This window comes from Saccharibacter sp. 17.LH.SD (assembly GCF_009834805.1).
Taxonomy (GTDB): Bacteria; Pseudomonadota; Alphaproteobacteria; order Acetobacterales; family Acetobacteraceae; genus Saccharibacter.
This window is the reverse complement of record NZ_WVHO01000009.1, coordinates 462,719-488,184: the sequence shown is the minus strand read 5'-3', so window position 1 is coordinate 488,184 and position 25,466 is coordinate 462,719. Positions and strand designations below refer to the sequence as shown.

Annotated in this window: 19 protein-coding genes; 9 read left to right on the top strand and 10 right to left on the bottom strand. The window is 48.8% G+C overall.

Annotated features, from left to right (window positions below; genetic code table 11):
• The first annotated feature begins 70 nt into the window (after nucleotides 1–70).
• Nucleotides 71–2,845 carry a [protein-PII] uridylyltransferase gene (locus GS501_RS03610; protein ID WP_160830476.1) on the top strand — a complete coding sequence of 925 codons (2,775 nt, stop codon included), beginning with the start codon at nucleotides 71–73 and terminating at the stop codon, nucleotides 2,843–2,845.
• A 31-nt stretch (nucleotides 2,846–2,876) separates the two neighbouring features.
• On the opposite strand, the gene GS501_RS03605 is transcribed toward GS501_RS03610, so the two are convergent.
• A complete protein-coding gene (locus GS501_RS03605) occupies nucleotides 2,877–4,607 on the bottom strand; it encodes a tetratricopeptide repeat protein (protein ID WP_160830475.1) in 1,731 nt (576 codons plus the stop codon).
• A 94-nt stretch (nucleotides 4,608–4,701) separates the two neighbouring features.
• Between GS501_RS03605 and GS501_RS03600 the strand changes: the two genes are divergently transcribed.
• The 5 genes from GS501_RS03600 to GS501_RS03580 all read left to right on the top strand — a co-directional run bounded on the left by GS501_RS03600 (nucleotide 4,702) and on the right by GS501_RS03580 (nucleotide 10,752).
• A complete protein-coding gene (locus tag GS501_RS03600; protein ID WP_160830474.1) occupies nucleotides 4,702–5,718 on the top strand; it encodes a hypothetical protein in 1,017 nt (338 codons plus the stop codon).
• Nucleotides 5,719–5,743: 25 nt separating this feature from the next.
• Entirely contained in the window at nucleotides 5,744–7,144 is a 1,401-nt protein-coding gene (gene thrC / locus GS501_RS03595; protein WP_160830473.1) for a threonine synthase, read from the top strand.
• 77 nt (nucleotides 7,145–7,221) lie between these two features.
• Nucleotides 7,222–8,493 (top strand): pitrilysin family protein, encoded by a 1,272-nt coding sequence (locus GS501_RS03590; protein ID WP_160830472.1) that lies wholly within the window; start codon nucleotides 7,222–7,224, stop codon nucleotides 8,491–8,493.
• A complete protein-coding gene (locus GS501_RS03585) occupies nucleotides 8,490–9,836 on the top strand; it encodes a TldD/PmbA family protein (protein ID WP_160830471.1) in 1,347 nt (448 codons plus the stop codon). Before GS501_RS03590 ends, GS501_RS03585 begins: the two co-directional genes overlap by 4 nt.
• A gap of 4 nt (nucleotides 9,837–9,840) precedes the next feature.
• Complete coding sequence (locus GS501_RS03580) at nucleotides 9,841–10,752, top strand: Tim44-like domain-containing protein (protein ID WP_160830470.1); 912 nt, start codon at nucleotides 9,841–9,843, stop codon at nucleotides 10,750–10,752.
• Between the two features lie 200 nt (nucleotides 10,753–10,952).
• Here the strand turns inward: GS501_RS03580 and GS501_RS03575 are convergent, their stop codons facing one another.
• The 3 genes from GS501_RS03575 to GS501_RS03565 form a co-directional block, all read right to left on the bottom strand.
• On the bottom strand, nucleotides 10,953–11,864 hold the full coding sequence (locus GS501_RS03575; protein ID WP_160830690.1) for a heme o synthase: 912 nt from the start codon (nucleotides 11,862–11,864) through the stop codon (nucleotides 10,953–10,955).
• Nucleotides 11,865–11,916: 52 nt separating this feature from the next.
• On the bottom strand, nucleotides 11,917–13,155 hold the full coding sequence (locus tag GS501_RS03570) for a cbb3-type cytochrome c oxidase subunit I (RefSeq protein ID WP_408906235.1): 1,239 nt from the start codon (nucleotides 13,153–13,155) through the stop codon (nucleotides 11,917–11,919).
• A 99-nt stretch (nucleotides 13,156–13,254) separates the two neighbouring features.
• Nucleotides 13,255–13,911: a class I SAM-dependent methyltransferase gene (locus tag GS501_RS03565; RefSeq protein WP_160830468.1), complete on the bottom strand. Its 657-nt coding sequence runs from the start codon at nucleotides 13,909–13,911 to the stop codon at nucleotides 13,255–13,257.
• A 182-nt stretch (nucleotides 13,912–14,093) separates the two neighbouring features.
• Between GS501_RS03565 and GS501_RS03560 the strand changes: the two genes are divergently transcribed.
• A complete protein-coding gene (locus GS501_RS03560) occupies nucleotides 14,094–14,411 on the top strand; it encodes a hypothetical protein (protein ID WP_160830467.1) in 318 nt (105 codons plus the stop codon).
• A 158-nt stretch (nucleotides 14,412–14,569) separates the two neighbouring features.
• Nucleotides 14,570–16,948 carry a TonB-dependent receptor gene (locus GS501_RS03555; RefSeq protein WP_160830689.1) on the top strand — a complete coding sequence of 793 codons (2,379 nt, stop codon included), beginning with the start codon at nucleotides 14,570–14,572 and terminating at the stop codon, nucleotides 16,946–16,948.
• A gap of 126 nt (nucleotides 16,949–17,074) precedes the next feature.
• On the opposite strand, the gene gshB is transcribed toward GS501_RS03555, so the two are convergent.
• The 4 genes from gshB to uvrB are packed head-to-tail and all read right to left on the bottom strand — an operon-like array spanning nucleotide 17,075 to nucleotide 21,635.
• Nucleotides 17,075–18,058 carry a glutathione synthase gene (gene gshB / locus GS501_RS03550; protein WP_160830466.1) on the bottom strand — a complete coding sequence of 328 codons (984 nt, stop codon included), beginning with the start codon at nucleotides 18,056–18,058 and terminating at the stop codon, nucleotides 17,075–17,077.
• 27 nt (nucleotides 18,059–18,085) lie between these two features.
• Nucleotides 18,086–18,586, bottom strand: a complete 501-nt coding sequence (greB, locus tag GS501_RS03545; protein ID WP_160830465.1) for a transcription elongation factor GreB — start codon at nucleotides 18,584–18,586, stop codon at nucleotides 18,086–18,088.
• A 7-nt stretch (nucleotides 18,587–18,593) separates the two neighbouring features.
• On the bottom strand, nucleotides 18,594–19,487 hold the full coding sequence (locus GS501_RS03540; protein WP_160830464.1) for an aldose 1-epimerase: 894 nt from the start codon (nucleotides 19,485–19,487) through the stop codon (nucleotides 18,594–18,596).
• 3 nt (nucleotides 19,488–19,490) lie between these two features.
• Nucleotides 19,491–21,635: an excinuclease ABC subunit UvrB gene (gene uvrB, locus GS501_RS03535; RefSeq protein WP_160830463.1), complete on the bottom strand. Its 2,145-nt coding sequence runs from the start codon at nucleotides 21,633–21,635 to the stop codon at nucleotides 19,491–19,493.
• Nucleotides 21,636–21,772: 137 nt separating this feature from the next.
• Between uvrB and GS501_RS03530 the strand changes: the two genes are divergently transcribed.
• Nucleotides 21,773–22,156, top strand: coding sequence for a hypothetical protein (locus GS501_RS03530; protein ID WP_237442380.1), 384 nt, complete (start codon nucleotides 21,773–21,775; stop codon nucleotides 22,154–22,156).
• Nucleotides 22,157–22,213: 57 nt separating this feature from the next.
• Here the strand turns inward: GS501_RS03530 and GS501_RS03525 are convergent, their stop codons facing one another.
• On the bottom strand, nucleotides 22,214–23,581 hold the full coding sequence (locus GS501_RS03525; RefSeq protein ID WP_160830461.1) for an AarF/ABC1/UbiB kinase family protein: 1,368 nt from the start codon (nucleotides 23,579–23,581) through the stop codon (nucleotides 22,214–22,216).
• A gap of 17 nt (nucleotides 23,582–23,598) precedes the next feature.
• A complete protein-coding gene (locus GS501_RS03520) occupies nucleotides 23,599–25,437 on the bottom strand; it encodes a M3 family oligoendopeptidase (RefSeq protein WP_237442379.1) in 1,839 nt (612 codons plus the stop codon).
• Nucleotides 25,438–25,466: the final 29 nt, after the last annotated feature.

The window sequence follows — 25,466 nt, the reverse complement described above, 5'->3', positions numbered from 1 at the left end:
TAGACAGCGCAATCATCTCTATGACAAGATCTCGTCCCTCTCACTTACGCAACCACATCGATATCACAGTATGCACCTGTCCGCCCCCCAGGCTTCACGCACATCCTCAAGTGCTCATCCATTCTCTTTGCCTCGAAAAGAAGCATTGGAGAGGCTAAGGAAACATCTCGGTGGCGAACGGGAAAGAGTCCGCCAACAATTTGAGAATCAAGTTCTCTCTGGCGTCGAAGCGGCACGAGAACTCTCTCATGTGATGGATCATATCATTGATGAACTCGCGCGCTGTGCTGGCCTTCCACGGCTTTCTTCTCCGGAAGAACAAGAAACATTTTGCCTATGTGCCACTGGCGGTTATGGCGCCGGCTTGCTTGCTCCTTTCAGCGATATTGATCTTCTTTTCCTTACAGACGAATCACCTTCGCAAACACTTCTACGCCAAATTGAATATGTTCTTTACACATTATGGGATCTCGGTTTGCGTGTCGGGCACGCAACGCGCTCATACAACGAATGCCTGAAGGCTGCAGAACAAGACCTGGCTATTTGCACATCATTGCTGGATCTGCGCCCGCTCTATGGTCAGAAAGCGCCCGCGGGCCAGCTGCGTGCAGCTATTCGCGAATACCTTACCGGATCAGCTCTAGACGAATTTATTAGCAAAACAATTGCTCAACGAGAGGACCGCCATCTTCATTATGGGGCTTCCCCTTATTTGGTAGAACCCCACTTAAAGGCTGGGCGTGGAGGATTGCGCGATCTCCATGTATTAAATTGGATCGGCCACGCCGCACTGGGTACTTTAATCCCACAATCTCACCCGCTCCACCGAGAGCTCGGTTTAGCACCAGCCTGTGTATTGTTAGGCCTCCTCACTGGGCGAGAAATTTATCGTGCTGAAAAAGTATGGAATTTTCTTTGGACCGTCCGTTTTCACCTCCATTATATCACAGGACGTAATGAAGAACGCTTAACCTTTGATGTACAACCTATCATTGGGGCTCGAATGGGGTATGCGCATCATGGTCGCCAACGTGGTGTTGAACGATTCATGCGCCACTATTTCTTAATGGCCCGTTCTGTGATGCGTCTCGCGCATGTTTTACAACCGGCTATTTTGCTCCATCTTCAAAATCAGCAACGTGGCCGTCCCCCGCATATTGAAGCAGGCCCAGAGGAATTTCGACGCATTGATGGGTGTCTAAGCGTAACAGACCCCACGGCGTTCGCTCGTGAGCCGCGCTATATTTTCCGTATTCTCGATACAGCACGCCGCCACCAATTGCCGCTTCATCCCTCATCCATTCAACAAATTATTCGCTTTGAACGACACACGGCACGCCTCGTCGGAGATCCAGAAACATCACGTCTTTTCCTAAATCTCTTATGTGAGCCTGCACCAAAAACATCGGTCGCACCATCACCCGATGAAGACAGAAATTTTTGGTTTCCCCTTCTCAATGAAATCGGACTTCTTTCTCGATTTATTCCAGGATGGTCACGCATTTTGGGACGCACTCAGTTCGATGGCTATCATATTTATACCGTTGATAAGCACACGATTGAGGCCATTCGTATTTTACGACAAATCGAAATCGGCCATATGGCTGACGAAATCCCGGGTATCTACGCTATCGCGCGCAATATACAGGCACGCGAAGCACTCTTTATGGCGACCCTTCTACACGATATCGGCAAAGGTCGTGGCGGAGGACATTCCGAAATTGGCGCTCAAATCGCTGTGACATTTTGTCAGCAACTCGGCCTCTCATCCGAGGATAGTGATACAATTTCATGGCTTGTCCTTCATCATCTTCTGCTATCGAGAACAGCCTTCACACGCGATATTGATGACCCTCAAACCATCCTGGATCTCGCTGATACCATTCAATCGCCCGAGAGATTACGCCTTCTTCTTTTACTCACCATTGCAGACACACGTGCTGTTGGACCAAAAGCCTGGAACGCTTGGAAAGCTACACTTCTTCACCGTCTTTATTCGCGCATTGCGGATGTTCTCGATGGCGGGATGCAAGCCAAAGAAAATGACGAACGTGTCAAACAAACACGTTCCCTCACATATAAAGCCTTGCGCAAAGATCTCCCTGAAGAAGCAGCTCAGCATTTCTTACAATTGGGTAAAGCCGGGTACTGGCTTGGTTTTGATACCCAAACCCATATGCGCCATGCACGCTTAATCCATCAACATCTAAGCCATGATTCAGAATCTCATATCACAATAGATATTCAACCTCTTCCCAGCCGAGGGATCACAGAACTTACGGTTATTTGCGCTGATCAGCCTGGTATTTTTGCCCTTATAACAGGGGCCTTAGCCCTCTGCGAAGCATCCATCGCCGATGCCCGTATCCATACGTTAAGTAACGGAATGGTCTTGGATTCATTTTGGATCCAGGATGGTTATGGTGAAGCCTTCGAAGAACCTGATCACGTGGCACGCCTGAAAGAAACAATTGACGCAGCCCTAACAGGAAATATTGATCTTCCTGTTGCTCTCGCCGCAGCAACCCCTCCCCTGACCCGACGTCTCGAAGCTCTTAATATTCCCTCACGTATTGTCATCGACAATGATGCCTCTGATTCCTTCAGTGTTGTCGAGGTCAATGGTCGCGACCGCCCGGCACTCCTTTATGATATCACTGCCGCCCTAAGCCGGGCTAGTATGCATATCTCCTCAGCACATATCACGACCTATGGCCTACGGGCCGTTGATGTTTTCTACCTCTACGATCAACGGGGCGAAAAAATCACAGAAGCTCCCCGTATTGAAAGCCTCCGCAACACTCTATTGCAGGCACTGAAGGAGCCATCATCGCAAAATATCTAAACTGTCCCTCCCCTAGAACTCCATATCCTCTTTATAATATGGGATCTTCTATCTCCGTAATGGCCTTCTCCAAAGCGTGCACAACCCGATGAATAACATCTGGCCAGCTCTCATAGGGTGGGGTCGCAGCTGTTGCTTGGAACATTCGCACATTTTCATACCAGGGCATTCCCTGCCACCGCCAATCCCCTCCTTTGCGATTCAAAAGCCATAAGGGACGGCCAAGAGCACCGGCAAGATGCCCAACAAAACTATCCACACTCACAATGAGCGAACAACGATCAACCGCATATGCAACATCTCGTAGTGTCGAGAGCGGCGCTTTTTCCATCCAATCTGGAGCCACTTGATGTTGTTGGAGACTCAAAAACCGTACATCAGAAAGACATCGAAAAGGTTCTAGTAATTGAACCGGAATAGAACGCCGCCGGTCAAAAGCATAAGCCGGGTTTCCAGCCCAACATAAACCAATAAGACCTTTCTCTGATTGAACTAAATTTCGGCAATAAGGTTGTGGATCCGGTGCACAATAACGCTTCAAAACATAAGGCATACTGAGCAAACTCTGCTGAGCAACCACATTATCGTGCGCCTCACACAAACGTCCTTCCGGCAAAGTCATGCGCTCTTTTACAAAAGAGAGAATGTCTGCAGAAACATCTAGCCTCACAGGACGTTTTTTCATGATATCGGGCAAAAATCTCAAAAATTGAAGAACATCACCAACACCTTGCTCTCCATATACCGCAATTGGTTCTTTTCCTTCCTCTCCTTCCCATAATGGGACCTCTGGCAGAGGCGTTGTCACCATAGGAGGCAATAACGTACGGCGTGCTTCAAAAGCTTCCCATCCCTTTTCCCATTCATTACGCGCTAAAGAAAGAGCGGCTTCATTGAGACGAACCCGTGCATATTCCACGCCCTCTAAATGCCCCTGGGACAGTTTTTCCAGCCATGCTGCACTCTCAGCAACCTCTCCCATTTCAAATAAGGCCGCTGCATAATTAATGTAGATGTCACGATCACCAGGTGCACGTTGATACGCTTTTTGGAAAAGATCACGTGCTTCCTGCATGGTTCCCTGCGCATTACGAACAAGCGCCAAGTTGTTATAAGTTCGTGCCGTATGACACCCTAAAGCAAGCGCTTGCTCCAACGCCTTAGAAGCCGCTTCCACACGACGCAACTCAAATAAACAAGCACCATGATTCGCATACACCGCTCCATCCTGTGGGCATAACGTCACGAGCTGTCTCCACGAATATTCTGCATCGGCAACAGCGCCAGCCTTCTGCTGCGCCTGTGCCAAAAAATACCAGAATGATGGCTGACGAGGGGCCAATGTCACAGCCTGACGCAAAGCCACGACCGCGTCATGCGAGCGGTTTAACTGTAACAGGGTCTCTCCCAGCCCAGCGTGGGAAGCAGCCTCTTCTGGAAACAAAGACACCGCGATGGAAAAAGACGCTCGTGCGGCTTCTGCCTGTCCCTCAGCCAACAAAGCACGCCCTAATGTTTGATATAACCGCCCCTCCACCGTGGCCGAGCGAGACGCTTCTTTCTCCTTTAAAACACGACCAATTAACGCAACTGCCGTCGCTGATTGCTGCCTATGTAAAGCAATGGATGCTAGAATATGCACAGCCTCAGGATGCATGACCCCTGTCGTTTGAATTAAAAAACGCGCTGCCTGTTCCGCCTTCAAAAAGTCTCCTTTCTGAAAAGCGGAATACGCTTCATCAATCTCTCGTGACTCCATCATTCTTTATGTCTTAACCGTTTTTTTGCCGTCTTTAACAAGGAATTAATAAGAACCAATCTTGCCAAACCCCTCAGGAACTACAAACATACTTGCCATGACAATGCGTTTATCTCGTTTAATTGCCTCGTGCGCATTTCTTGCATGCGCTACGCCCCTCGTTTCTCATTCAGCACGGGCCGAACGCCCGTGGCAAAATGCGCCCACTCAAGCACATTTTATAGCAGACCATCCACTCTCCAGCCCTGTCATGCCTTTCCTGACAGCTCTCCCAAGTGGAACGCTCTACAGTCTGGACGATCAAGGCGTCCCTCAGCGTATCGATTTGGTCGATGGTCAGCTGTATCCGCTTACCGGCCTTCCACCTCTAACGGCCTTAACCGCCAATAGCCAAGGCATATGGGGGGTAACGCGCGGGCCAAAATTTGAACTTCTTAATATCGCACCTACTTCTGGCACGATCTTAAACCGTATCCCCGTCGGAGCGGCTGCCCATTCCACCAGTCATTTTCCTATCATTCAAGTCACAGACACCACAGCATATCTCGGCGATGAGCAGGACCCTGCTCTCGTTGTGATCGACCTCAAAGAAGCTCATGTGCGCAGAATTTTGGAAAATTCTCCTTCCCTCAGCTCACATACCCCCCTCCTGCGGAATGGACATATCGTCAAAGCAGCAAATGGAGAGCCCTATAGCGGCGGTAACATCCGTTTCATGGTGCTTGATCATTCTGAACAATGGCTTTTTTATCAAACACCGACCGGGCCATTATACCGTCTAGCAACAGCCCTCCTAACAGACCCTAGCATAAGCCCAGCAGAACAAATTGAAGGGATGGCTAAATGGCGCTCAACGCCTAGCCTCGGGGGCCTAGCCATAAACGATAAAGACACTTTGTATATGATCGATATTGATCATGGAGATCTTCTCGCTTTCGGTGCGGACCGGATTCCACTACGCCTTCTTCATGATGAGAAACTAACCCAAGCGCAGGACATCGCTCTTCTTCCTCGTAGCTCAAAAGCTGCATTGCGTCTTGCTGTTCTCCTCAAAGACACACCTGATGCCGCATCAAAAAATGCAACACATTTAGTTGAGATCGCCCTGCCATAATCTTATTTCGGTGTTATAAAACCTTATGCTTTACCGATCCACGCGCGGCACAGTCGGTGCCAATGCTCCCAATTTCTCCGATATCCTGCTCAGCGGTCTAGCTGATGATGGTGGGCTTTATTTACCGACCCACTGGCCTTTCGTCCCTCGTGAGACTCTCAACCTATGGCGCACTCTGTCTTATCCTGACCTTGCCGCAGAGGTCATTGGTCTATTTACAGAAGGCTGTATAGACCTCGAGACCCTGCGTACTATGTGCCGGGAGGTCTATAGTCAGTTTGACCATGCCGCGATCACGCCGCTCGTGGAAGTCGAAGAAGGGCTATTCTCACTGGAGCTTTTCCATGGCCCTACTTTAGCTTTCAAAGACATGGCCATGCAGATGCTAGGCCGTTTATTTGAGTATGTGCTCAAGCAACGTGATCGCCACGTTACAATCGTTGGGGCAACCTCTGGGGATACGGGGTCTGCCGCCATTGAGGCATTTCGTGGCAGAGAGCGTGTTTCCATCGTTATTCTTCATCCCCACGGTCGCACATCAGACGTGCAGCGCCGTCAAATGACGACCGTAAAAGAAGATAATGTGTTAAATATCGCCGTTGAAGGCGATTTCGACACATGCCAGGACATGGTGAAAGCCATGTTCGCTGACGAAAAATTCCGTAATGAATGCTCATTATCGGCCGTCAATTCGATCAACTGGGCCCGTATTGCTGCTCAAATCCCTTACTATATTCGTGCCGCCCTCGCCCTTGGGGCTCCTGATAGGCAAGTTTCCTTCGCCGTGCCAACGGGAAATTTTGGCAATATTCTTGCCGCATGGGCTGCGGGACAAATGGGCCTTCCCATCCGGAAGCTTTGTGTTGGCTCCAATAGAAACGATATTCTCACACGCTTCCTGCTCAATAATGATATGAGCGTCCATAAGGTAGAACCTAGTCTCTCCCCCTCCATGGACATTCAAGTGTCATCCAATTTTGAGCGTTTGCTTTTTGAAATGCTTGGACGCGACTCTGATCGTTGCCGGGCCATTATGCAAGAATTTCGTCAGACGGGGCACATGGCCGTTCCCCATGACGCCTGGAAACAAACCCGTGAAAATTTTTGCGGTCTCGCCCTAAATGATGAGAAAACGCTGAAAGCGATGGCACGTTTCTACCGTCGTAGCCATTACCTCGCAGACCCGCACAGTGCCATTGGTTTAGCCGCAGGTGAACATTATCGCGAAGCAGGAATCCCCATGGTTGCAGCAGCGACGGCTCATCCAGCTAAGTTCCCCGATGCTGTCAAAAAAGCGACTGGCATTTCACCTGGTTTGCCGCCTCACCTCGCTGACCTTCTCACCCGTGAAGAACATTATCAGGTCTTGCCAAATGATTTAGCTCGCGTTCAAGAAGCTGTTCTTGCTCATCGCCACAATCATTAATGTCACCTTTTAATAGGAAAAGGATGGGACTTTAACCCGTCTTTCTCCTCCTTTGTCTACGACTATAACGGATCTTCATGAGCGAACATCACATTAGACATACGACTCTCGAAAATGGCCTTAATATCGTTACAGAACGTATGGAACAGGTCGAAACCGTCTCTTTCGGTGCCTATATTGCGTCAGGAACACGCAATGAGGACGCAGCTCATAATGGTGCTGCCCATTTTCTAGAGCATATGGCTTTTAAAGGCACCCATCGCCGCTCCGCTGCACGTATTGCAGAGGAAATCGAAAATGTGGGTGGCTACATTAATGCTTATACTGCGCGTGAAAACACAGCCTATTACGTCAAACTCCTCAAAAATGATCTGCCTCTGGGCATTGATCTCATCGGTGATATCCTCACACACAGCACCTTTCTTCCTGAAGAAGTGGAACGGGAACGTGGCGTGATTTTACAAGAAATCGGCCAGGCCAATGATACGCCTGACGATATCATTTTCGATTTTTTCCAAGAATGTGCTTTCCCCGATCAACCTATGGGACGCCCCATCCTCGGGCGCGAAGACATTGTCGCGTCGATGGAACGCGAAACCCTCATGGGGTACATGCAACAGCATTACAGCACAAAAAATATTGTGATTGCCGCTGCTGGGAATCTTCACCATGATGATGTGGTCGAGCGGGTAGAACGTCATTTCTCTGACCTCTCAACACATACGCCGCCTACCGCCTCTCCCGCACACTATAAAGGCGGGATCCATCAAACCCCGCGTAAGCTTGATCAAGTCCATCTTCTTTTAGGCTTCCCCGCCCCAAGCTACCGCGATCCACGCTATTATTCGGCAATGATCTTATCGACACTCTTAGGAGGAGGCATGTCTTCACGTCTTTTCCAAGAGATAAGAGAGCGTCGTGGCCTCGTCTATAGCGTCTATTCTTTCGCAAGCCCCTTTGCCGATAGTGGTCTCTTCGGCCTCTATGCCGGCACAAGCCCTCATCAAATAGATGAGCTTGTCCCTGCTATGCTTAATGAACTCCGCACTCTACAAAAAGGCCTGAGCAAAGCAGAGATTGAGAGAGCTCGTACCCAACTCAAAGCATCCCTCCTCATGTCGCTGGAAAGCACAGGGAGTCGCTGTTCACAAATAGCCCGACAGCTGCAAGTGCATGGGCGTATCATACCAACCGATGAAATCGTACGACGTATCGATAACGTTACCGAAGATGACATTCTCAGCGTTGCTCGTTCACTCTTTGAAGGGGCTCCCACAGTGACCAGTGTCGGATCAGCTAATACCATTCCTCAACCTCATGATATCCACTCATTTCTAACAGCCCCATGACCCAACTTTCCCCCCTTCTAGACCTCGCCCTCAACGCAGCACGCCAGCATGGTGCTGATCACGCTGATGTCATCATTACACATGGGCGCAGCCGTTCTGCGATGGTTCGCCAGGGGAAGGCTGAAGGGATCAAACATGCCGAAGCCCTCTCCCTTGGATTGCGCGTCTTCCACGGAAAACGCTTTGCTTCTGTTTCAGGAAATGATCTCTCACCGAATGCACTCAACCAGCTAGCAGAGCGCGCCTGCTCTATGGCACGTCTTGTTCCAGAGTCGCCCTATGATGGACTGGCTGACAACCCTCTCTCTCTCATTGACGAGACCGCTATCCGCTCGCTTGATCTTTTAGATCCAACAGAAGAGCCGGATATCTCAACATTATTGTCTCAAGCCTCAGAGATGGAAGCAGCAGCTCTTTCATTTAAAAATATCACCAATAGTAGTGGCGCCTCAGCCAGTGCTGGCTATTACGATATTGCCCTCGCAACAAGTGCGGGCTTTCGTGGGCAATATCAGCGCAGTCAATATGGGTTAGGGATTAGTGTACTCGCGGGATCAGAGGACCATATGGAGCGTGATTACGCTGTGCGTAGTGCTTGCCATCAAAGTGACCTCCCCTCCCCTGCTTCTTTAGGAAAAGATGCCGCGCAGCGCACCTTAGCCAGACTTAACTCCGTGCGCCCTAAAACGGGACAATATCCCGTTATTTTTGACCGACGCATCGCCTCCTCCATTCTAGGGCATTTAGCCGCCGCAATAAACGGAACAGCCATTGTCCGCGGCACTTCCTTCCTCAAAGAAAGGATGGGACAACAGCTTTTCCCTGAAACGATCACAATCAGTGATGACCCTACCCGGCCACGCGGCCTTGGCTCTCGCCCTTTCGATGGAGAAGGCTGTTCTACACCTTCTCTTGATCTGATCTCACATGGGATATTGTCACATTGGCTCCTCGATAGCCGCTGCGCACGACAATTGGGGTTAAGCCCTAATGGCCGTGCAACACGCTCTCTCAAGGGAAGTGTACATCCTGGTACGAGTAACCTTTTCCTTCATCCCGGCTCTCTCTCCGTCACAGAACTCTTTCACGATATTCATGACGGTATTTTCATTACCGAGTTAATGGGAAATGCTGTTAATATGTTGACGGGTGACTATAGTCGTGGTGCATCAGGTTTCATGATCCGGAATGGCCAAATTGCCGAACCACTTTCAGGATTTACTGTGGCCGGTAATTTACGTGATATGTTCGCTCAGCTCAGGCCTGCCAATGATCTTTGCTTCGAACAAAGCATCAACACCCCCACCTTTCTCATTGACCACATGACGATTGCAGGACAGTAACCGCATGCGTATCCGCCTTCTTTCTTTTATGACCGCCTTGTTTTGCGTGCCTCTTTTTGCGCTCGCACCTCAAGCTGATGCCCGTGCCGGTCGTGGTGCTTCTATGGGCAGCCGTGGTAGCCATACATGGAGCGCTCCACCACGGACCTCCGTAACACCTAATTGGAACCAACCAATCAATCGTAGTGTGACACCACCGAGTGACACACGCCGCTCCAATGGTTTTTTTGGGTCAAATAGTACGGCCGCTCCCAATAGCTATAATCGTCCGTCTTTCGCTGCGCGTCATCCCTTCCTGACAGGTTTTGCAGGTGGGCTTATTGGAGCGGGTGTCTTTGGCATGCTGAGTGGCCATGGCTTTTTTGGAGGCTTTACCGGAGGCGGCTCATTTTTCGGTTTCCTTTTCCAAGTGCTTGTTTTTGCCGGAATCATTATCTTAGTGATCCGCCTATGGAGAAAACCCAAAATGCCTTCCTCTAACGGTGCGACCCCTTTCTCCAATAATGGTCCTGTTACCCTTTCTTCCCAAGATTATACAGAGTTTCAGCGCATTTTGGTGAATATACAGGCCGCATGGAGCGCACAAAACATCAATGCACTTCGTCAATTAGCAACACCTGAAATGGCAAGCTATTTTGGTGAACAACTTTCAGAACTTAATAGCCGAGGTGCACGAAACGTCGTCTCCAATGTACAATTTTTACAAGGCGACCTCTCCGAAGCATGGCGTGAAGGATCTCTCACCTACGCAACTGTTGCGATGCGTTATTCCATGATCGACGTGACAACTGATCCCATGGGTAATGTAATTGATGGAAGCCAGACAGAGCCACAAACAGTTACAGAACTCTGGACTTTTGTCCGTGCAGATGGACGCGGCAATTGGATTCTCTCAGCCATTCAGCAAGGAAGCTGAGAAACTATCTGAAATCAACCTATAAAGAAGGCCTCCGTGCATCAGCATGGAGGCCTTCTTTGTGGCGTAGAGCTTCATCGGAATTTACACGCATCATAAATGGTAAAGCGCGATGATAAAAAGCATCAGAGATAGGAAAAACAACCCTGTTACCAGGCCAGATAAACGGCTACGCCGACGCTGAGGTGTGAGATGGTCTGTCATGCCAAGAGCACCCTATCGATCAAAAGCCCACAGAAAAGGAGGAAAAGATAAAGCAACGAATAGCGAAAAGCCCGCTTTGCCGGCCGATCTCCATCCAAACTAAACCCTTTCTGATCCTGACGGTCACCCAGTACTTTAACGGCAAAATACAGAAATCCAACATCTAATAACGATGCGCAGGTCGTATAAAACCAACCACACTCACCTGTGATGCTCGGAATTAACGTGATACCACTCAAAATGAGTGTATAAATCAGGATATTCCATCGTGTGTAACGAGGGCCCTTGATCACGGGCAGCATTGGAATCCCAGCTTTCTCGTAATCTTTGCAAGCGTAGAGAGATAATGACCAAAAATGTGGCGGCGTCCACAAAAAAACAATCGCAAACATCACAACGGGCAAAACATCTAACGAATTCATCGTTGCTGCCCAACCAATCATGGGGGGGAAAGCCCCCGCCGCACCACCAATAACAATATTCTGTGGCGTACTTCTCTTCAGCCACATGGTGTAAATAACGCTATAGAAAAAAATCGAAAAAGCTAATATGGACGCTGCCAGTAGATTGGTTGCAAGCCACAAAACCACAACAGACAACACAGCCAAGACAATGGCATAGATGAGAGCACTTTCCGGGAGCACGCGCCCATCAGGAATAGGCCTCACACTTGTCCGACGCATAACCGCATCAATATCGCGATCATACCACATATTGATGGCACCAGCGGCACCAGCCCCAACGCAAATACATGCCAGTATAATCAACCCCATCGGCACTGACGGCCAACGCGGCGCTACGGCCATTCCAGCAAGACCTGTAAAAACCACGAGGGAAATGACACGTGGCTTCAAAAGCTGGAGCCACTCTCTTAGAGCAGCATCTCCGTCACGTCCTTCTAACTTCAGCTGTGCCGTTACGGCCGAAAATGGGAAAGAGGCAAATAATCTCGCCACACCTTTATCTCCCGTCCGTTGGTATCAGAGCATCTCCGCCAACACAGTGCAAAACAAATCGCCGCCACGCCACAACGCCCATGAGCACAAAGGCCAAAACGCTCACCAAGAGCGCTACTGGCGCATAAACACTCCATGTAGGGATGATCGAACACATAATCCCCAAGAATGTTACAGCCGCATGAAACATCCCAAGTCTTTCAAACCATACGCCCCGCACATCCATATAGTGGGAGAACCATATGTAGAATGTCCCACTCAGCGCCATTAAACTCCCGAAAATAGCCGCTTGATGGCCAAATTCAGCCCCTGCGACCATGCGCCCCTCTACATGGAAGACCATCTGCCCCACAATATGAGGCGCAAGTAAGCTCAACCAACCGACTAAAAGGAGAAAAACAGCGCCAAAAATCCACAAAGAAGCAGCACGCTGCCGGATGGAATAAGACCACCCTTCAATACACAAACTGACGAGCAATATAAGCCCTGGAACGACCTGACCCATTATAACGGCCACGGATAACGCTTCGTGTGGCAATCCACCGAAAAGCGTATCAACCCATAATAATGGACCAATAGCGCCCATAGCCCCGAACAAATAGGGAGATAAACGATGCACAATCCCTTGTTTATGCCCACTGACCGATAGAAAAATTTGCGCAACAAGCCCCAATGAGGGGATCAGTATCAAGCTCATTTCGGGCAGACGCAGTGTCTGCACCAAAGGCAAAACAGACTGCCCTTTCACCAAAAGAGCCAACAAAACCGGATTAATCACAACCAACGCACATGCTGTCGCCAAAAGAGACCATGCAAGTGGTGGCATATCCCGGAAGCGAATCTCTCTCCCCTCGAGAACTGTTGCAATAATATTGTAAGAGACGGAGAGCATACCTAATGCCCAAATAGCGAGACCCGCAGAAGGCACGAAGGGTAAGATAAGGTCCCCAACCGTGAGCAAAGCTAAACCTAAAATTGAGCAGGACGGCAGCGACATACGCTCTGCTCCCAACGCTCTAGGGAGATACCACTGAGCGACTCCGCCTAGAATAGCCGGACAAATCACAAAAAATGTCATCAGAACAGCGTGCGACACGACCATCCCGGAGGACGGATGGAAATGGAAGAGCGGCAACGCCAACGCTCCTCCCAATACGCCCGAAAATAAAGAAAGTAGTAAGAAGGCGGCCCCCAAAGCTGAAGCTTTGGAGGAAGGAGATATGTGAAACTGACCTAAAATCACGATAACACGTCAACTTCTATAAAAAATACTACGCCAAAAATTTGACGTCCTTCACCCAATTTCACCATCTCTATTAATGAAATAAATAAAGGCGAACCCCTATCTATCCTTATTTTGCGGCAATGTCACGAGCGTAAACAATCCCATAGGGGGGACAGGCGTCACCGTAGCGCGTGCCCTATCTTCTGGCGGCAAAAGAGTTTCCATTGCAAAATCAGGATGCCACCCGAGAGAACGCGAGGCCCGCGCCATCACACGTTCCATTTTTAGCCGCACGCCACCATCAGCTAAAAAATGATTTACAAAAAGAATATGTCCGCCAGGACGCACTAGCCGCTTCAATTCTTTCAGAAGCAGGTCAGGGTGCGGAACGACGGAAGCAACAAACATCGCAACAGCGATATCAAAACTATTATCTTCAAACGTCGTTGCCTCAGCATCCATCTCCAAAAGATCATCAATATTTCCGAGATGATCCCGTAAAACACGCAAGCGAGCACGCTCCAGCATGTCCTCCGAAAGATCAATCCCTGTAATACGCTTGTCTTTATTGTAAGATGGAAGGGCAAGCCCGGTACCCACGCCTACCTCTAGCACCTTTTTCCCAGGCAACGCATTTACTGCAGCAACAGCACGACGGCGCCCAAAGGCTGAAATACCACCAAAAACAGAATCATAGACCCGCGCCCAACGACGATAAGCCGCTTTGACACTATCGGCATCCAAAGCAGACCGGGGCTGAAAGGAAGACATCATGAAATACGCAACCTCACTCTAAGCTTTCCCACCCAAAGGGAGAGCCTCTTTGTGGAGGTGTTCAACCATGCTCCTGCCTGTCCTTCAAGGGACTATCTTTAGCAAGACAACAACACCTCCCCAAAAACTCCACACACTGGTAGCATAAGAATATGCAAAAAGCATAGAAGGGTAACATCCACATGAATTACATTAATATTCTCTCTGCACTCCTCGCTCTTCTATTATGGCTATCTTTATTTCTGGTTTATTATCACCAACGTCTCATTCCGTGGTTTGTCAATAAATTTACCCGCGACAAAAATCCTGCAAAAAATTCTTCGGATGGGGCTAACGCTTCCTTTTTTCACTATGCATCATCGGATTATTCAAACGGTGTGAAAGATTCTGAGACCATTGAAGCAGCTTTCCGTAAAGACAAACGAATCATTCTAAACGAAGAACAACCTAATTCTTCTCAAGATCACCATCCAAAAACGGATCACAACGAAACGCCCTAACCACATTGATTAGGAGTCTATAAACCTCGTCATGGTCCAGAGTGTGACTATGTGTCATCAATGTGTCACACGAGGTTCATTATAAGTTCACACACCATTTCAAAAATGAAAGCTACGGTTCCAGCCGTTACGTTTCTTCATCTTTTAATAAGGTTGTGATGTCCATAAATGGTAAGTTGGCCCTCACCACAGGTCTCGCCAGCGCCTGCTGTTTCCCACTTTCTGCCATAGCTCAGCCACAAAGCGCATGGCACCATCATCATCCTACTGCTTCTACCCTGCGATCTCCCCATATCCTCCCTCACCACCCATCACGGCGTAGCCATTTAACGGCCGTTCAAGCTCATCATAGTGAGACCATGCTTGTTCTTGGTGGTGGTGCGACACGTCAAACACAAACGCTTTCACGTCTTGCGCTTTCGGAAAACACACCAGGAACGAACCCTATGAAGGCGCTTTCCAAGCTGCCCGGGGTGATGTTTACTGGTTCTGATTCTCTTGGATCCTACGAATGGTCACAACAAATCGAAATTCGAGGCTTTGACCAGAGCCGTCTCGGCTTTACGATGGATGGAATCCCGCTGGGAAACCAAGCTTATGGCAACACGAATGGGCTTTCCATTGGACGCGCTTTGCAAACAGAAAATAACGGCCCCGCTACCCTTGCCCAAGGCGCCGGCTCCATCTCTGTTGCAGCCTCTAATGACCTAGGTGGGGCCCTTCAATTTACCTCTATCGATCCAACGCATAAATTTGGAGTGGATGTTGCTGGGTCCATCGGCTCAGCCACAACATGGCGCCCCTTTATGCGTATCAATAGTGGTGACCTACCTGGTGGAGGCCGCTTTTATGTTTCTTATAATCACCAAGATGCCAATAAATGGAAAGGAAAAGGCCAACAAATACAAGACCAAGCCAACGCCAAATATATTCAACCATTAGGTAAGCACGTTACGCTAACACTTTTTGGAAGTTGGTCAAAACGTAAAGAAAATGATTATCAAGACCTGTCGTTATCGCTCATTCACCAACACGGCTATCGTTGGGACAATATCACAAAAAATTACGATCTCGCTCAATCAATAGCCTATGACTATCAACATAATCTTCCATTTCCCGAGGGTTTTTCAAACGAGAATGACGCCTATTATAATTCAACAGGTTTACGCCAAGATGCGTTAGGCTACGGGAAATTAAACTTCGATCTCACATCACGGCTTAAGGGAACCATCATAGGTTATGGACATGTTAATTCTGGTGAAGGAGCCTGGGTAACACCTTATAATCCAACCCCTGCTGCTCTTGGAGGGTCACCTCTCTCCACGCGTACCACTGAATATGACATTCACCGAACAGGTGTTATCGGTTCTCTCCAATACCACATCGCTAATCACCATATTGAGGGCGGTTTTTGGTTTGAAAATAACGCGTTTGAACAATCACGCCGCTATTATCCTTTATCCCGCTCAGCCCCACCCTCTACGCGCCACTGGTACCATGGAAATGCGTTTGAAACGCAATGGGAAAGCAGCTTCAACACAAAAACCTATCAAGTCCATCTTGGAGATGTTTGGAAAATAACGCGACGGCTGACGTTAACCTATGGTTTCAAGTCACTCATTGTTGATAACCAAGCCAAGGCCATGAGTGGGAACATCTTAGGGAAAATACTCCCTACGACATATCCATCCGGTTCCATGAACGCCTCCAATGGTTTTTTACCACAAATTGGTGCACACTACCGGCTTGGAAAACATCATGAAATTTTTGCTGATTATGCACGTAATATAGCTGCTTACGATAGCGCACAGACATCAGGCCCCTTTTCAACCACTAATGCAGGCTTTGCCTATCTAAAGGGGCGTATCCACCCTGAGCAATCAAACACAGAAGAGCTCGGATACCGTTTCCATAATAAAACAATAGAAGCTTCTCTCACGGGCTATTATGTCGAATTTCAAAATCGCCTTCTTTCGGTAACACAAGGTGTCGGCATCCAAGGAAACCCCTCTGTGCTTACTAATGCTGGAGGGGTCACCACACGAGGGATTGAAACTGCTTTTAATTGGCGGTTTGTACAAAATTGGTCGCTGTTCGTATCCTATTCTTTTAATGACTCTCGCTATGACAATAATGTTTATGCAAATGGCCAAATCAGTGCCAATATCAAAGGCAAGAACGTTGTAAACACACCACGAAATCTCGCCAATGTTCAACTCGGATACGATGACGGGACAATTTGGGGAAATGTGCTTATGCAGTTCCAAGACCGCCGTTATTACACATATACAAATGATCGCTACGTACCCGCAAATGATGTCTTCAATCTCAATATGGGATATCGCTTCCACAACCGCGATCCATGGTTACATGGGCTCGAGCTTCAAATTAACGTCTCAAATCTCTTTAATAAACGCTATATCGCCACTGTCGGTAGTAACGGCTTCGTCAATAGCGACCCACAAGGTACTTTCCAAACCCTCCAGGCTGCTGCTCCCCGTATGGTCTTTTTCACCATTAGGAAACATTTTTGGTAACTCTATATAAAATAAAGAAGATACTCCCCTTCTTAGGGAGAACATACCTCATTGGGGAACCTGTTTCCCAACAGCCCCCAATGAGAATACATCACGAGATATATTATTCCCGTTGAAAACCTTCCCTTAACGCAGCTTCTTCTCAATAGCGTCCCAAATCAAACCTGCACTATTGATACCATCAAAGCGGTCCAATTCTTGAAGCCCTGTCGGAGATGTCACGTTAATCTCCGTCAGCCAGTCACCGATGACATCAATCCCTGTGAAAATTAAGCCTTTTTCTTTCAAATAAGGCCCAATAGAGGCACAAATCTCTTTATCTCTTGCCGTCAAAGCCACGCGCTCGGCTCTACCCCCAACATGCATATTCGATCGCGTCTCCCCTGTTGCCGGAACACGATTAATGGCTCCAATGGGCTCACCATCAACGAGGATAATCCGCTTATCTCCCCGCGTTACAGCGGGCTCGTAGCGCTGAACCATCAACGGTTCACGAGACCGGGAGAAATGCATCTCCAATAAAGAAGCAAAATTACCGTCATCCGGTTTCACACGGAAAATACCGGCACCGCCATTCCCATAAAGTGGCTTTAAAATAATATCCTGATGTTTCTCACGGAAGGCTGCAATCACAGCATGATCCCATGTCACGACTGTCGGCGGCATCAGATCTGGAAAATGCGTGACCAATAATTTTTCAGGCGCATTTCTTACAGAGACAGGATCATTAACAACTAGGGCCTTTCCATCCCCGACACCGTGAATATGCTCTAAGAGATGTGTTGCCGTAATATAGCCCATATCAAAAGGAGGATCCTGGCGCATCAAAATGACGTCCATAGTGCCAAGATCCACCGTCTGTTCCGGCCCAAAATCAGCATGGTTCCCTTTCTGACGCTGCACACGCACAGGCCTTACACGTGCTTGCAAACGCCCTGATGTCCCCTGCCCTTCGACCAACGCCAAAGAGGTTGGATGATAAACGAACAGCTTATGCCCTCTTCTCTGGGCCTCCAGCATCATCGCAAAGGTTGAATCACCATCAATATTCACATGCTCAAGTGGGTCCATCTGGACAGCAACACGGCAAGGTGCAGAGAATGTCGTCATAAGCCTCTTAACTCCAGGGGAACCTTCTTATACGGGTTCAGGATACGCAATCGACAAGACGTCGATCATCGTCGGTCCTGACGGCGTATGCAACGTCACTTCATCACCGACCCGTGCACGCATGAGAGCACGCGCAACAGGAGAGATCAAACTGACCTCCCCACGCACAATATCTGCTTCATCCACCCCTAAGATGGTTACAGTATATTCTTTATCATCTTCATCAATATATGTGACGGTCGCACCAAAAAAGACCCGATCACGCTGTGTTTGCGCAGCCGGATCAACCACCACTGCCTGATCCAACCGCTTCGTCAGGAAACGAAGCCGCCGGTCAATCTCCCTCAACCGCTTTTTCCCATATTGGTAATCAGCATTTTCTGAGCGATCTCCATTACTGGCTGCCCATGAAACCACTTCCACTACCTTAGGGCGTTCCACTTGCGCTAATTCTCGCAGTTCTTTCCGTAATACCGCCGCCCCATAAGGAGAAATATACCGATTTAGTGCGACTTTCTCGCTACTCATCGTCGCCCTATCTCCCATCTGACGGGCGGAAATGCATATTACCCCCCACACGCTGTCCTGGCTTCAGAACATGAATGCCGCGTTTCGCAACCGTCGGTCGGTTGATCGCATCTGTCATATTCGTCACAGGCTCAAGCCCAACAAAACCACTCTTGGGCTGACTAAACACGACGAAATGCTCGAAGATAGGGTCAGCCTCAATCGTTAAATTTGGAAGAGAGTCTGTATGTTTCACAAACGCCTTCCCAGAAAAACCACCAAACCCATTATCAATAGAACATTCGCTGATCTCTTTAGGTTTATGGAAAGACCAGTCCCCCTCGCAGGGCTTAGCTTCTTTGGGGAGCTTCTCCTCATCGGTGAGCCACACATATTTCGCATCAAAAGATAGCGTTGTTCCTTCACCGACAGTCACATAGGGATGAAAGCCCAAACCAACAGGCTGCTCACGGGAATCACGATTTTCTACCACAATGCTCACATCGAGCTGATCCCCTTGCAGGGCGTATGACAAAACGGCCCGATAGGCAAACGGCCAATGTGGGTCATTTTGTTCCCCCTCTTCTGGTGTATGATCAAACACCAGAACCGCATGGGCCTCTCCCTGATGCATAACACGCCAGGCATTCTCCCACCCATTCCCATGGATAGGATGAGTCTCGCCCGTCATATTCGGCGATAACTGAAATTCTTCTCCGCCAAAAGAAAACGCACCATGGGCAATACGGTTAGAATACGGCACCAACGGATAGGCTCCAACTTCTACTCCCTGTTGCGCCCGTAAATTAGGGTTGGCGAGTGGGAAAAACATATCACACCCATCAACCTGCCATTGTCCAATAGCTCCCCCCGTTTCAGGAAGAAGCGTTAGTCGGTGCCGACCATTTTTTAATTCCAGCATAAATCAATCCTTCTTTTTACGACGACGTGTCTTTTTTTGTGGTGCTTCATCTTTATTCAAAAATTCCCGCTTCTTTACTGGAATACCAGACGGCACTAGACCAATCTCTTCTGCTTCACGGCGCCGAATTTCATCACGCAACTGCGCCGCTTGTTCAAAATCCAACTCTGCAGCCGCCTCACGCATTTGTTTCCTCAAAGCCTCTAAAGAGACCGCAGGCTCAGTCTTTGTCGACGCACTCTCTTTGCCAGAAATTTCTTCCTGCATAAACAAGGTATCGTTGATCCGACTACGCACCGTTTGTGGCGTAATCCCGTGTGCCTCATTCCAAGCAATCTGCTTTTCACGCCGGCGTGCCGTTTCATCAATCGCGTACCGCAAACTATCTGTTATTTTATCCGCATAGAGCAACACACGCCCTTCCACATTCCGCGCCGCACGACCAATCGTTTGAATCAACGATGTGCGAGACCGTAAAAACCCTTCCTTATCCGCATCTAAAATGGCCACGAGCGCACATTCAGGAATATCCAACCCTTCGCGCAACAGGTTAATACCAACCAAAACATCAAACGTGCCGAGACGTAAATCACGGATAATCTCAATCCGCTCTAACGTATCAATATCTGAGTGCAAATAGCGCACACGAACATCATGTTCTGCCAGATATTCTGTAAGTTCCTCAGCCATTTTTTTCGTCAAGGTCGTTACAAGAATACGTCCTCCCTGCGCAATGGTCGCACGCGCTTCATGCAACAAATCATCCACCTGTCCCTCAACAGGCCGCACAATAGTAATAGGATCAACAAGCCCTGTAGGACGGATAATTTGTTCAGCAAAAACCCCGCCAGTCTGCTCCAATTCCCAATTCCCAGGTGTTGCGGAAACAAAAAGTGTCTGAGGGCGAAAAGCATCCCATTCAGCGAAAGACAGCGGGCGGTTGTCGATGCACGATGGCAGTCGGAAACCATAGTCAGCGAGTGTTTCTTTTCGTGCGCGATCTCCACGCTCCATTCCGCCAATCTGCGGCACGCCTACATGACTTTCATCGACGATCAATACGGCATCTTCAGGAAGATATTCAAACAATGTTGGGGGTGGATCCCCTGGTCGCCGTCCTGACAAATAACGGGAATAATTTTCAATTCCCTTACAGGCTCCCGTCGTTTCCATCATTTCCAAATCAAAATCACAACGCTGTTTTAAACGCTCTTCCTCTAATGGTTTCCCCTCTTTTTGGAAAAATGCCAAACGCTCTTGGAGCTCCTGCTTAATGACCTCCATCGCTTGATTAAGAGTTGGGCGTGGCGTGACGTAATGTGAGTTTGCGTAAAGTTTCACTTCCCCAAGGTCCGCCGTTTTTACCCCTGTTAGGGGATCAAATTCTGTCACCTCTTCAATTTCATCACCAAACAAACTTACACGCCACGCGCGATCTTCATTCTGCACAGGGAAAATATCTATTTGCTCACCACGAACACGAAATGTCCCGCGATCAAACCCTAAATCATTTCGTTGATATTGCAGCTCAACCAAAGAACGAATGAGCTCATCACGTTCAATACGCCCCCCTGCCTCAAGATGGATCATCATCCGAGCGTAGGATTCAGGCGATCCAATACCGTAAATACAAGAAACAGAGGCAACAATAATAACGTCATTCCGTTCCAAAAGAGCCTGCGTCGCAGAATGGCGCATTCGGTCAATATGCTCATTACGCTGACTGTCTTTTTCAATAAACGTATCTGATCGCGGCACATAAGCTTCTGGCTGATAGTAGTCATAGTATGAAACAAAATATTCCACCGCGTTATTGGGGAAAAACTGTTTCATCTCGCTGTACAGCTGTGCGGCCAGTGTTTTGTTCGGGGCCATGATCAATGTTGGGCGTTGTATCTCCTCAATCACTTTAGCCATGCTAAAGGTCTTACCAGATCCTGTAACGCCCAAGAGAACTTGGTCTCGCTCCCCTGCTTTCATCCCCTCTACGATCTGCGCGATCGCCTGAGGTTGATCCCCTGAGGGAGCGTAATCAGATTTCACCACAAAACGACGTGCCTTGGGCTTCGCCGGTTGTTTCTCCGGGAAGAAATCCGTCGGACGTGGTGCTATGGGTTTTTTGCGTGTTTTAGATGATCGTGCAGCCATAACTGCAAAATGGGAGAACTCATCCCGTCACGCAAGTATGGTAACGCGATTTCATTTTTCTAATATCTCTTCTGTTCCGTAATGTTTTCCTGTTATGGAACGAAATCTCTTTCCCACCGAATCAAAGGGCCATGATAATGGACTTCGAGAAAATCAGCGAAAATTACACTCAGTTCCGCAGTACCGCCGAACAAGCCTTTCAGCTGCTTGATGGCCTGATTGGAAAAATGCAGGGTGCCGCCGATAACGGCGATAGCCAGGCTGGCGAATGGGTGAATGAGCTTAAAAAAGCTGCTGATCTCTTCCAAGGAAGCCAGGGCAATATTGGCGAACTACTCCAAAATGTTCACGGCGTGATGAGTCTTCTCGGCCAAAATAACAGTGAGAACAAAGAGGGCGGAGAAAACAACGCAACGACTAATGTCGTCTCAAACTTCCTGAATTCTGACCTGGGAAAATCCTTTGCCTCCGGTACAGCCGAAAAAATCGGTGGCGGCTTCCTCAGTAAGCTTTTCAAATAACGAGCAAGAACTATTATCGGGACTGCACTATCCCGATAATAGTTACACACCAGAGCGCTATATCATAGAGCGCGCTGGTGTTACTTTTGCGTGCCGCAACGCCTCTCGCTGACGCGCCGCCAACTCATCCACATTAAAATCAGTAATCAATTCCTGGAACATCTCATGCCAATTCAGGCGAGCGCCAAGACGTAAGAAGGCACTTCCCAACCCTATGGCTGAGCGGTCCATCATGACGAATTCCCGCGGCAAGGTCACGCCACCCGTGCGCTTTAACCCCTCATAGACACGTTCTAAAACCTCGCGTGCTTCTTCAGGGTTGTTGCTTTCCTGCATTGTCCAGACACGATCCGTCATCAATGGACGATAAAAGAACCGTGCCCATTCATTCAGCACCTTAGCCGTTTCCCGCGACAAATTACGGAATCCCCAAGCATAATATGCTTGATAAGCCCGGTCTTCATCATCGTCACGTAACGCATCAAACAGCTCGACAACACCACCCACAAAACCCGGTGAGAAAACACGCACGGCACCGAAATCAAGTAGATTAACACCCCCATCCTTGCATATAGTGAAATTCCCCATATGGGGGTCACCATGAATAACACCATAGCGATAAACAGGGCGATACCACGCTTGAAACAATGCTTTTGCAATCGCGTTACGTTCTTTTTGTGGTAACTCTTCCTCTAGGACAGATTTCATCGACCGGCCTGGAAGCCAGTCCATCGTCAGAAGGCGCTTCGTTGTCAACGGCGCCACCGGCTCCGGCACATGAACCTGAGGCACATCCCGAAGAATTAAACGATAAAGACGCAGATGACTCGCTTCACGCTCATAATCTAGCTCTTCTCGCATCCTTTCTGCCAGTTCAGTATAAACCTCATCTTGGCGAATAGCACTCCCAAAAAATCCGTAAACGCCTAGGCCACGCTTCAACTGACGGAGGTCACTCTCCATGGCCCCAGTCATCCCAGGATATTGCAGCTTACAGGCAACTTCTCGCCCATCATCGAGTGCCGCACGATGCACCTGACCTAAAGAAGCGGCAGCCACCGCCTCATGGCTAAAGGAACGAAAATTTTCTTCCCATTGGGGACCAAGCTCTGCACGCATACGGCGCTGCACAAAATTCCATCCCATCGGCGGTGCATTTGCCTGAAGGTGCGCCAGCTCCTCAGCATATTCATCAGGCAATGCCCCTGGTATGGTCGAAAGTATCTGCGCCCCCTTCATTAAAGGACCACGCAAATTCCCCAATACAGCTCGTAGCCCCTCAGCATGGCTCACACGGTCAGAACGAATACCTAACCGATGCCCCGCAATACGCGCAGCAACCCCTCCTACTGCACCGGAGGTACGAAGCATGCGCTGCATACTGTCCATGAAACCTGTTTTATCGAGGTCGCGCTCTCGTGCCATGCCCTCTCGCCTTTCCCTTACGTTGGGTCTGCTTCAAGCTGATCAATCAACCCGCTAATGACATCCAAACCACGGTTCCAGAAAGCTGGATCTCCCGCATCAAGCCCAAAGGGTGCCAACAGCTCGCGATGCCTTAGCGTTCCCCCTGCAGCCAGCATGGTTTTATATTTTTCTGTAAATCCGTCAGGTTGATCCTGATAAACCCCATAAAGCGCGTTGACCAAACAATCCCCAAAGGCATAAGCGTACACGTAGAATGGAACGTGAATGAAGTGCGGGATATATGACCAATACTGATTATAATCCGGCGTGAAATGGAAAGCCGGGCCAAGACTTCTTTCCTGAACTTCCCGCCAAATTTCGCCTATACGCTCGGCTGGAACTTCTGCCTTACGCCGTTCATCATGCAGCTTTACTTCAAATTGGTAGAACGCGATTTGGCGCACAACAGTGTTCAACATATCCTCAACTTTAGACGCCAGAAGATGACGTTTCCTTTGAGGTGACGTTTCCGCCTCTAAAAGTGACTGGAAGGTCAGCATTTCTCCAAAAACAGAGGCCGTTTCAGCCAATGTCAGTGGCGTTGAGGAACGAAGATATCCCTGATTCTTCCCAGCAAGAAGCTGATGAATCCCATGCCCCATTTCATGAGCCAAGGTCATCACATCACGTGAACGCCCTTGATAATTCATGAGAATGTACGGATGCACAGATGGAACCACCGGATGAGCAAACGCTCCTGACGACTTACCCGGAACAGCTGCCGCATCAATCCATGGATTTTTCAAAAACAGCTCAGCATATTGCCCCATTTCGGGATCAAACCCGGCATAAGCCTTATGAACAATAGCCTTACCTTCCTCCCAGCTGATCCGTTTATCATCAACATCCGGCAAAGGAGCATTACGGTCCCAATGTTCAAGCGTCTCTAGGCCTAACCATTTGGCCTTCATCCCATAATAGCGATGGGACAAACGCGAGAAAGATGAATCAACAGCACCAACCAGCGCATCAACGACGCTATCTTCCACCATATTCGCGCGATTTCGGCTGCTCACTGGCCGCGGATAACCCCGCAAATTATCCGATATCGCTTTGTCCTTTGCCAATGTGTTGGTGATACTCACCAATAAATGCTGCTTCTCGACCAAAGCGGCACTAATAGCGCGCGCAGCTTCCTCACGCTTTGAACGGTCTTTATCTGTCAGACGATTAAAGACATCATTAAGAGGAAGTGTTTGATCACCAATCGTGGCCGTCATGCCCGCCATGGTTTCATCAAACAGTCGAACCCATGCCCCACGCCCAGAAACAGATGTTTCCATCAGCACGCGCTCAACGTCATCCGAAAGCTGATACGGACGAAATACGCGCAAATCACGCACATAAGACTGCCAAGGCGCCAGAGCAAAGTCTTGCAATGCGTGCTGGACTGCCTCGTCATCAAGTCGGTTGAGCTCTAAGGAAAAGAAGAGCAAATGCGTCGATAACGTCGTAACGCGCTCTCTTACACTTTGAGCAAAACGCCCACATTGAGCATCTGTCGTGTGCGCAGCAAAAAGAAGCTGCGCATAGGAGGCAATTTTACCCAACCCTTCTTCAATTTTTTCATAATCGGCCAATGCCTCAGCCAACGCCGCTGGAGATGAAACGGCCAAATTCCCCTTCCAGCGCTTTTCAAATGTTTGAGCTTCTTTCTCGAGCCATAAGAAATCTGCCTCAATCGCTGGATCTTCCGATGAGGTATATAAATCCGACAAATCCCAACGCGGCGCAGGGACAGTCCCCTCAGAAGCTGCATCAGCTTTTTGAAGAGACGATAAAAAACGAGGAGAAGAAAAAGGCATCATAATCATGCTGGTAGACTACTCCTCCAGCCGTCTTG

Excerpts from the sequence above, each read along its gene's own strand:
- GS501_RS03560 (WP_160830467.1), top strand. The coding sequence starts at position 14,094 with ATGAATTACATTAATATTCTCTCTGCACTCCTCGCTCTTCTATTATGG.
- GS501_RS03565 (WP_160830468.1), bottom strand. The coding sequence starts at position 13,911 with ATGATGTCTTCCTTTCAGCCCCGGTCTGCTTTGGATGCCGATAGTGTC.
- GS501_RS03605 (WP_160830475.1), bottom strand. The coding sequence starts at position 4,607 with ATGATGGAGTCACGAGAGATTGATGAAGCGTATTCCGCTTTTCAGAAA.
- uvrB (WP_160830463.1), bottom strand. The coding sequence starts at position 21,635 with ATGGCTGCACGATCATCTAAAACACGCAAAAAACCCATAGCACCACGT.
- GS501_RS03580 (WP_160830470.1), top strand. The coding sequence starts at position 9,841 with ATGCGTATCCGCCTTCTTTCTTTTATGACCGCCTTGTTTTGCGTGCCT.
- GS501_RS03555 (WP_160830689.1), top strand. The coding sequence starts at position 14,570 with ATGTCCATAAATGGTAAGTTGGCCCTCACCACAGGTCTCGCCAGCGCC.
- GS501_RS03530 (WP_237442380.1), top strand. The coding sequence starts at position 21,773 with ATGGACTTCGAGAAAATCAGCGAAAATTACACTCAGTTCCGCAGTACC.
- greB (WP_160830465.1), bottom strand. The coding sequence starts at position 18,586 with ATGAGTAGCGAGAAAGTCGCACTAAATCGGTATATTTCTCCTTATGGG.
- GS501_RS03525 (WP_160830461.1), bottom strand. The coding sequence starts at position 23,581 with ATGGCACGAGAGCGCGACCTCGATAAAACAGGTTTCATGGACAGTATG.
- GS501_RS03540 (WP_160830464.1), bottom strand. The coding sequence starts at position 19,487 with ATGCTGGAATTAAAAAATGGTCGGCACCGACTAACGCTTCTTCCTGAA.
- gshB (WP_160830466.1), bottom strand. The coding sequence starts at position 18,058 with ATGACGACATTCTCTGCACCTTGCCGTGTTGCTGTCCAGATGGACCCA.
- thrC (WP_160830473.1), top strand. The coding sequence starts at position 5,744 with ATGCTTTACCGATCCACGCGCGGCACAGTCGGTGCCAATGCTCCCAAT.
- GS501_RS03600 (WP_160830474.1), top strand. The coding sequence starts at position 4,702 with ATGACAATGCGTTTATCTCGTTTAATTGCCTCGTGCGCATTTCTTGCA.
- GS501_RS03585 (WP_160830471.1), top strand. The coding sequence starts at position 8,490 with ATGACCCAACTTTCCCCCCTTCTAGACCTCGCCCTCAACGCAGCACGC.
- GS501_RS03590 (WP_160830472.1), top strand. The coding sequence starts at position 7,222 with ATGAGCGAACATCACATTAGACATACGACTCTCGAAAATGGCCTTAAT.
- GS501_RS03520 (WP_237442379.1), bottom strand. The coding sequence starts at position 25,437 with ATGATTATGATGCCTTTTTCTTCTCCTCGTTTTTTATCGTCTCTTCAA.
- GS501_RS03610 (WP_160830476.1), top strand. The coding sequence starts at position 71 with ATGCACCTGTCCGCCCCCCAGGCTTCACGCACATCCTCAAGTGCTCAT.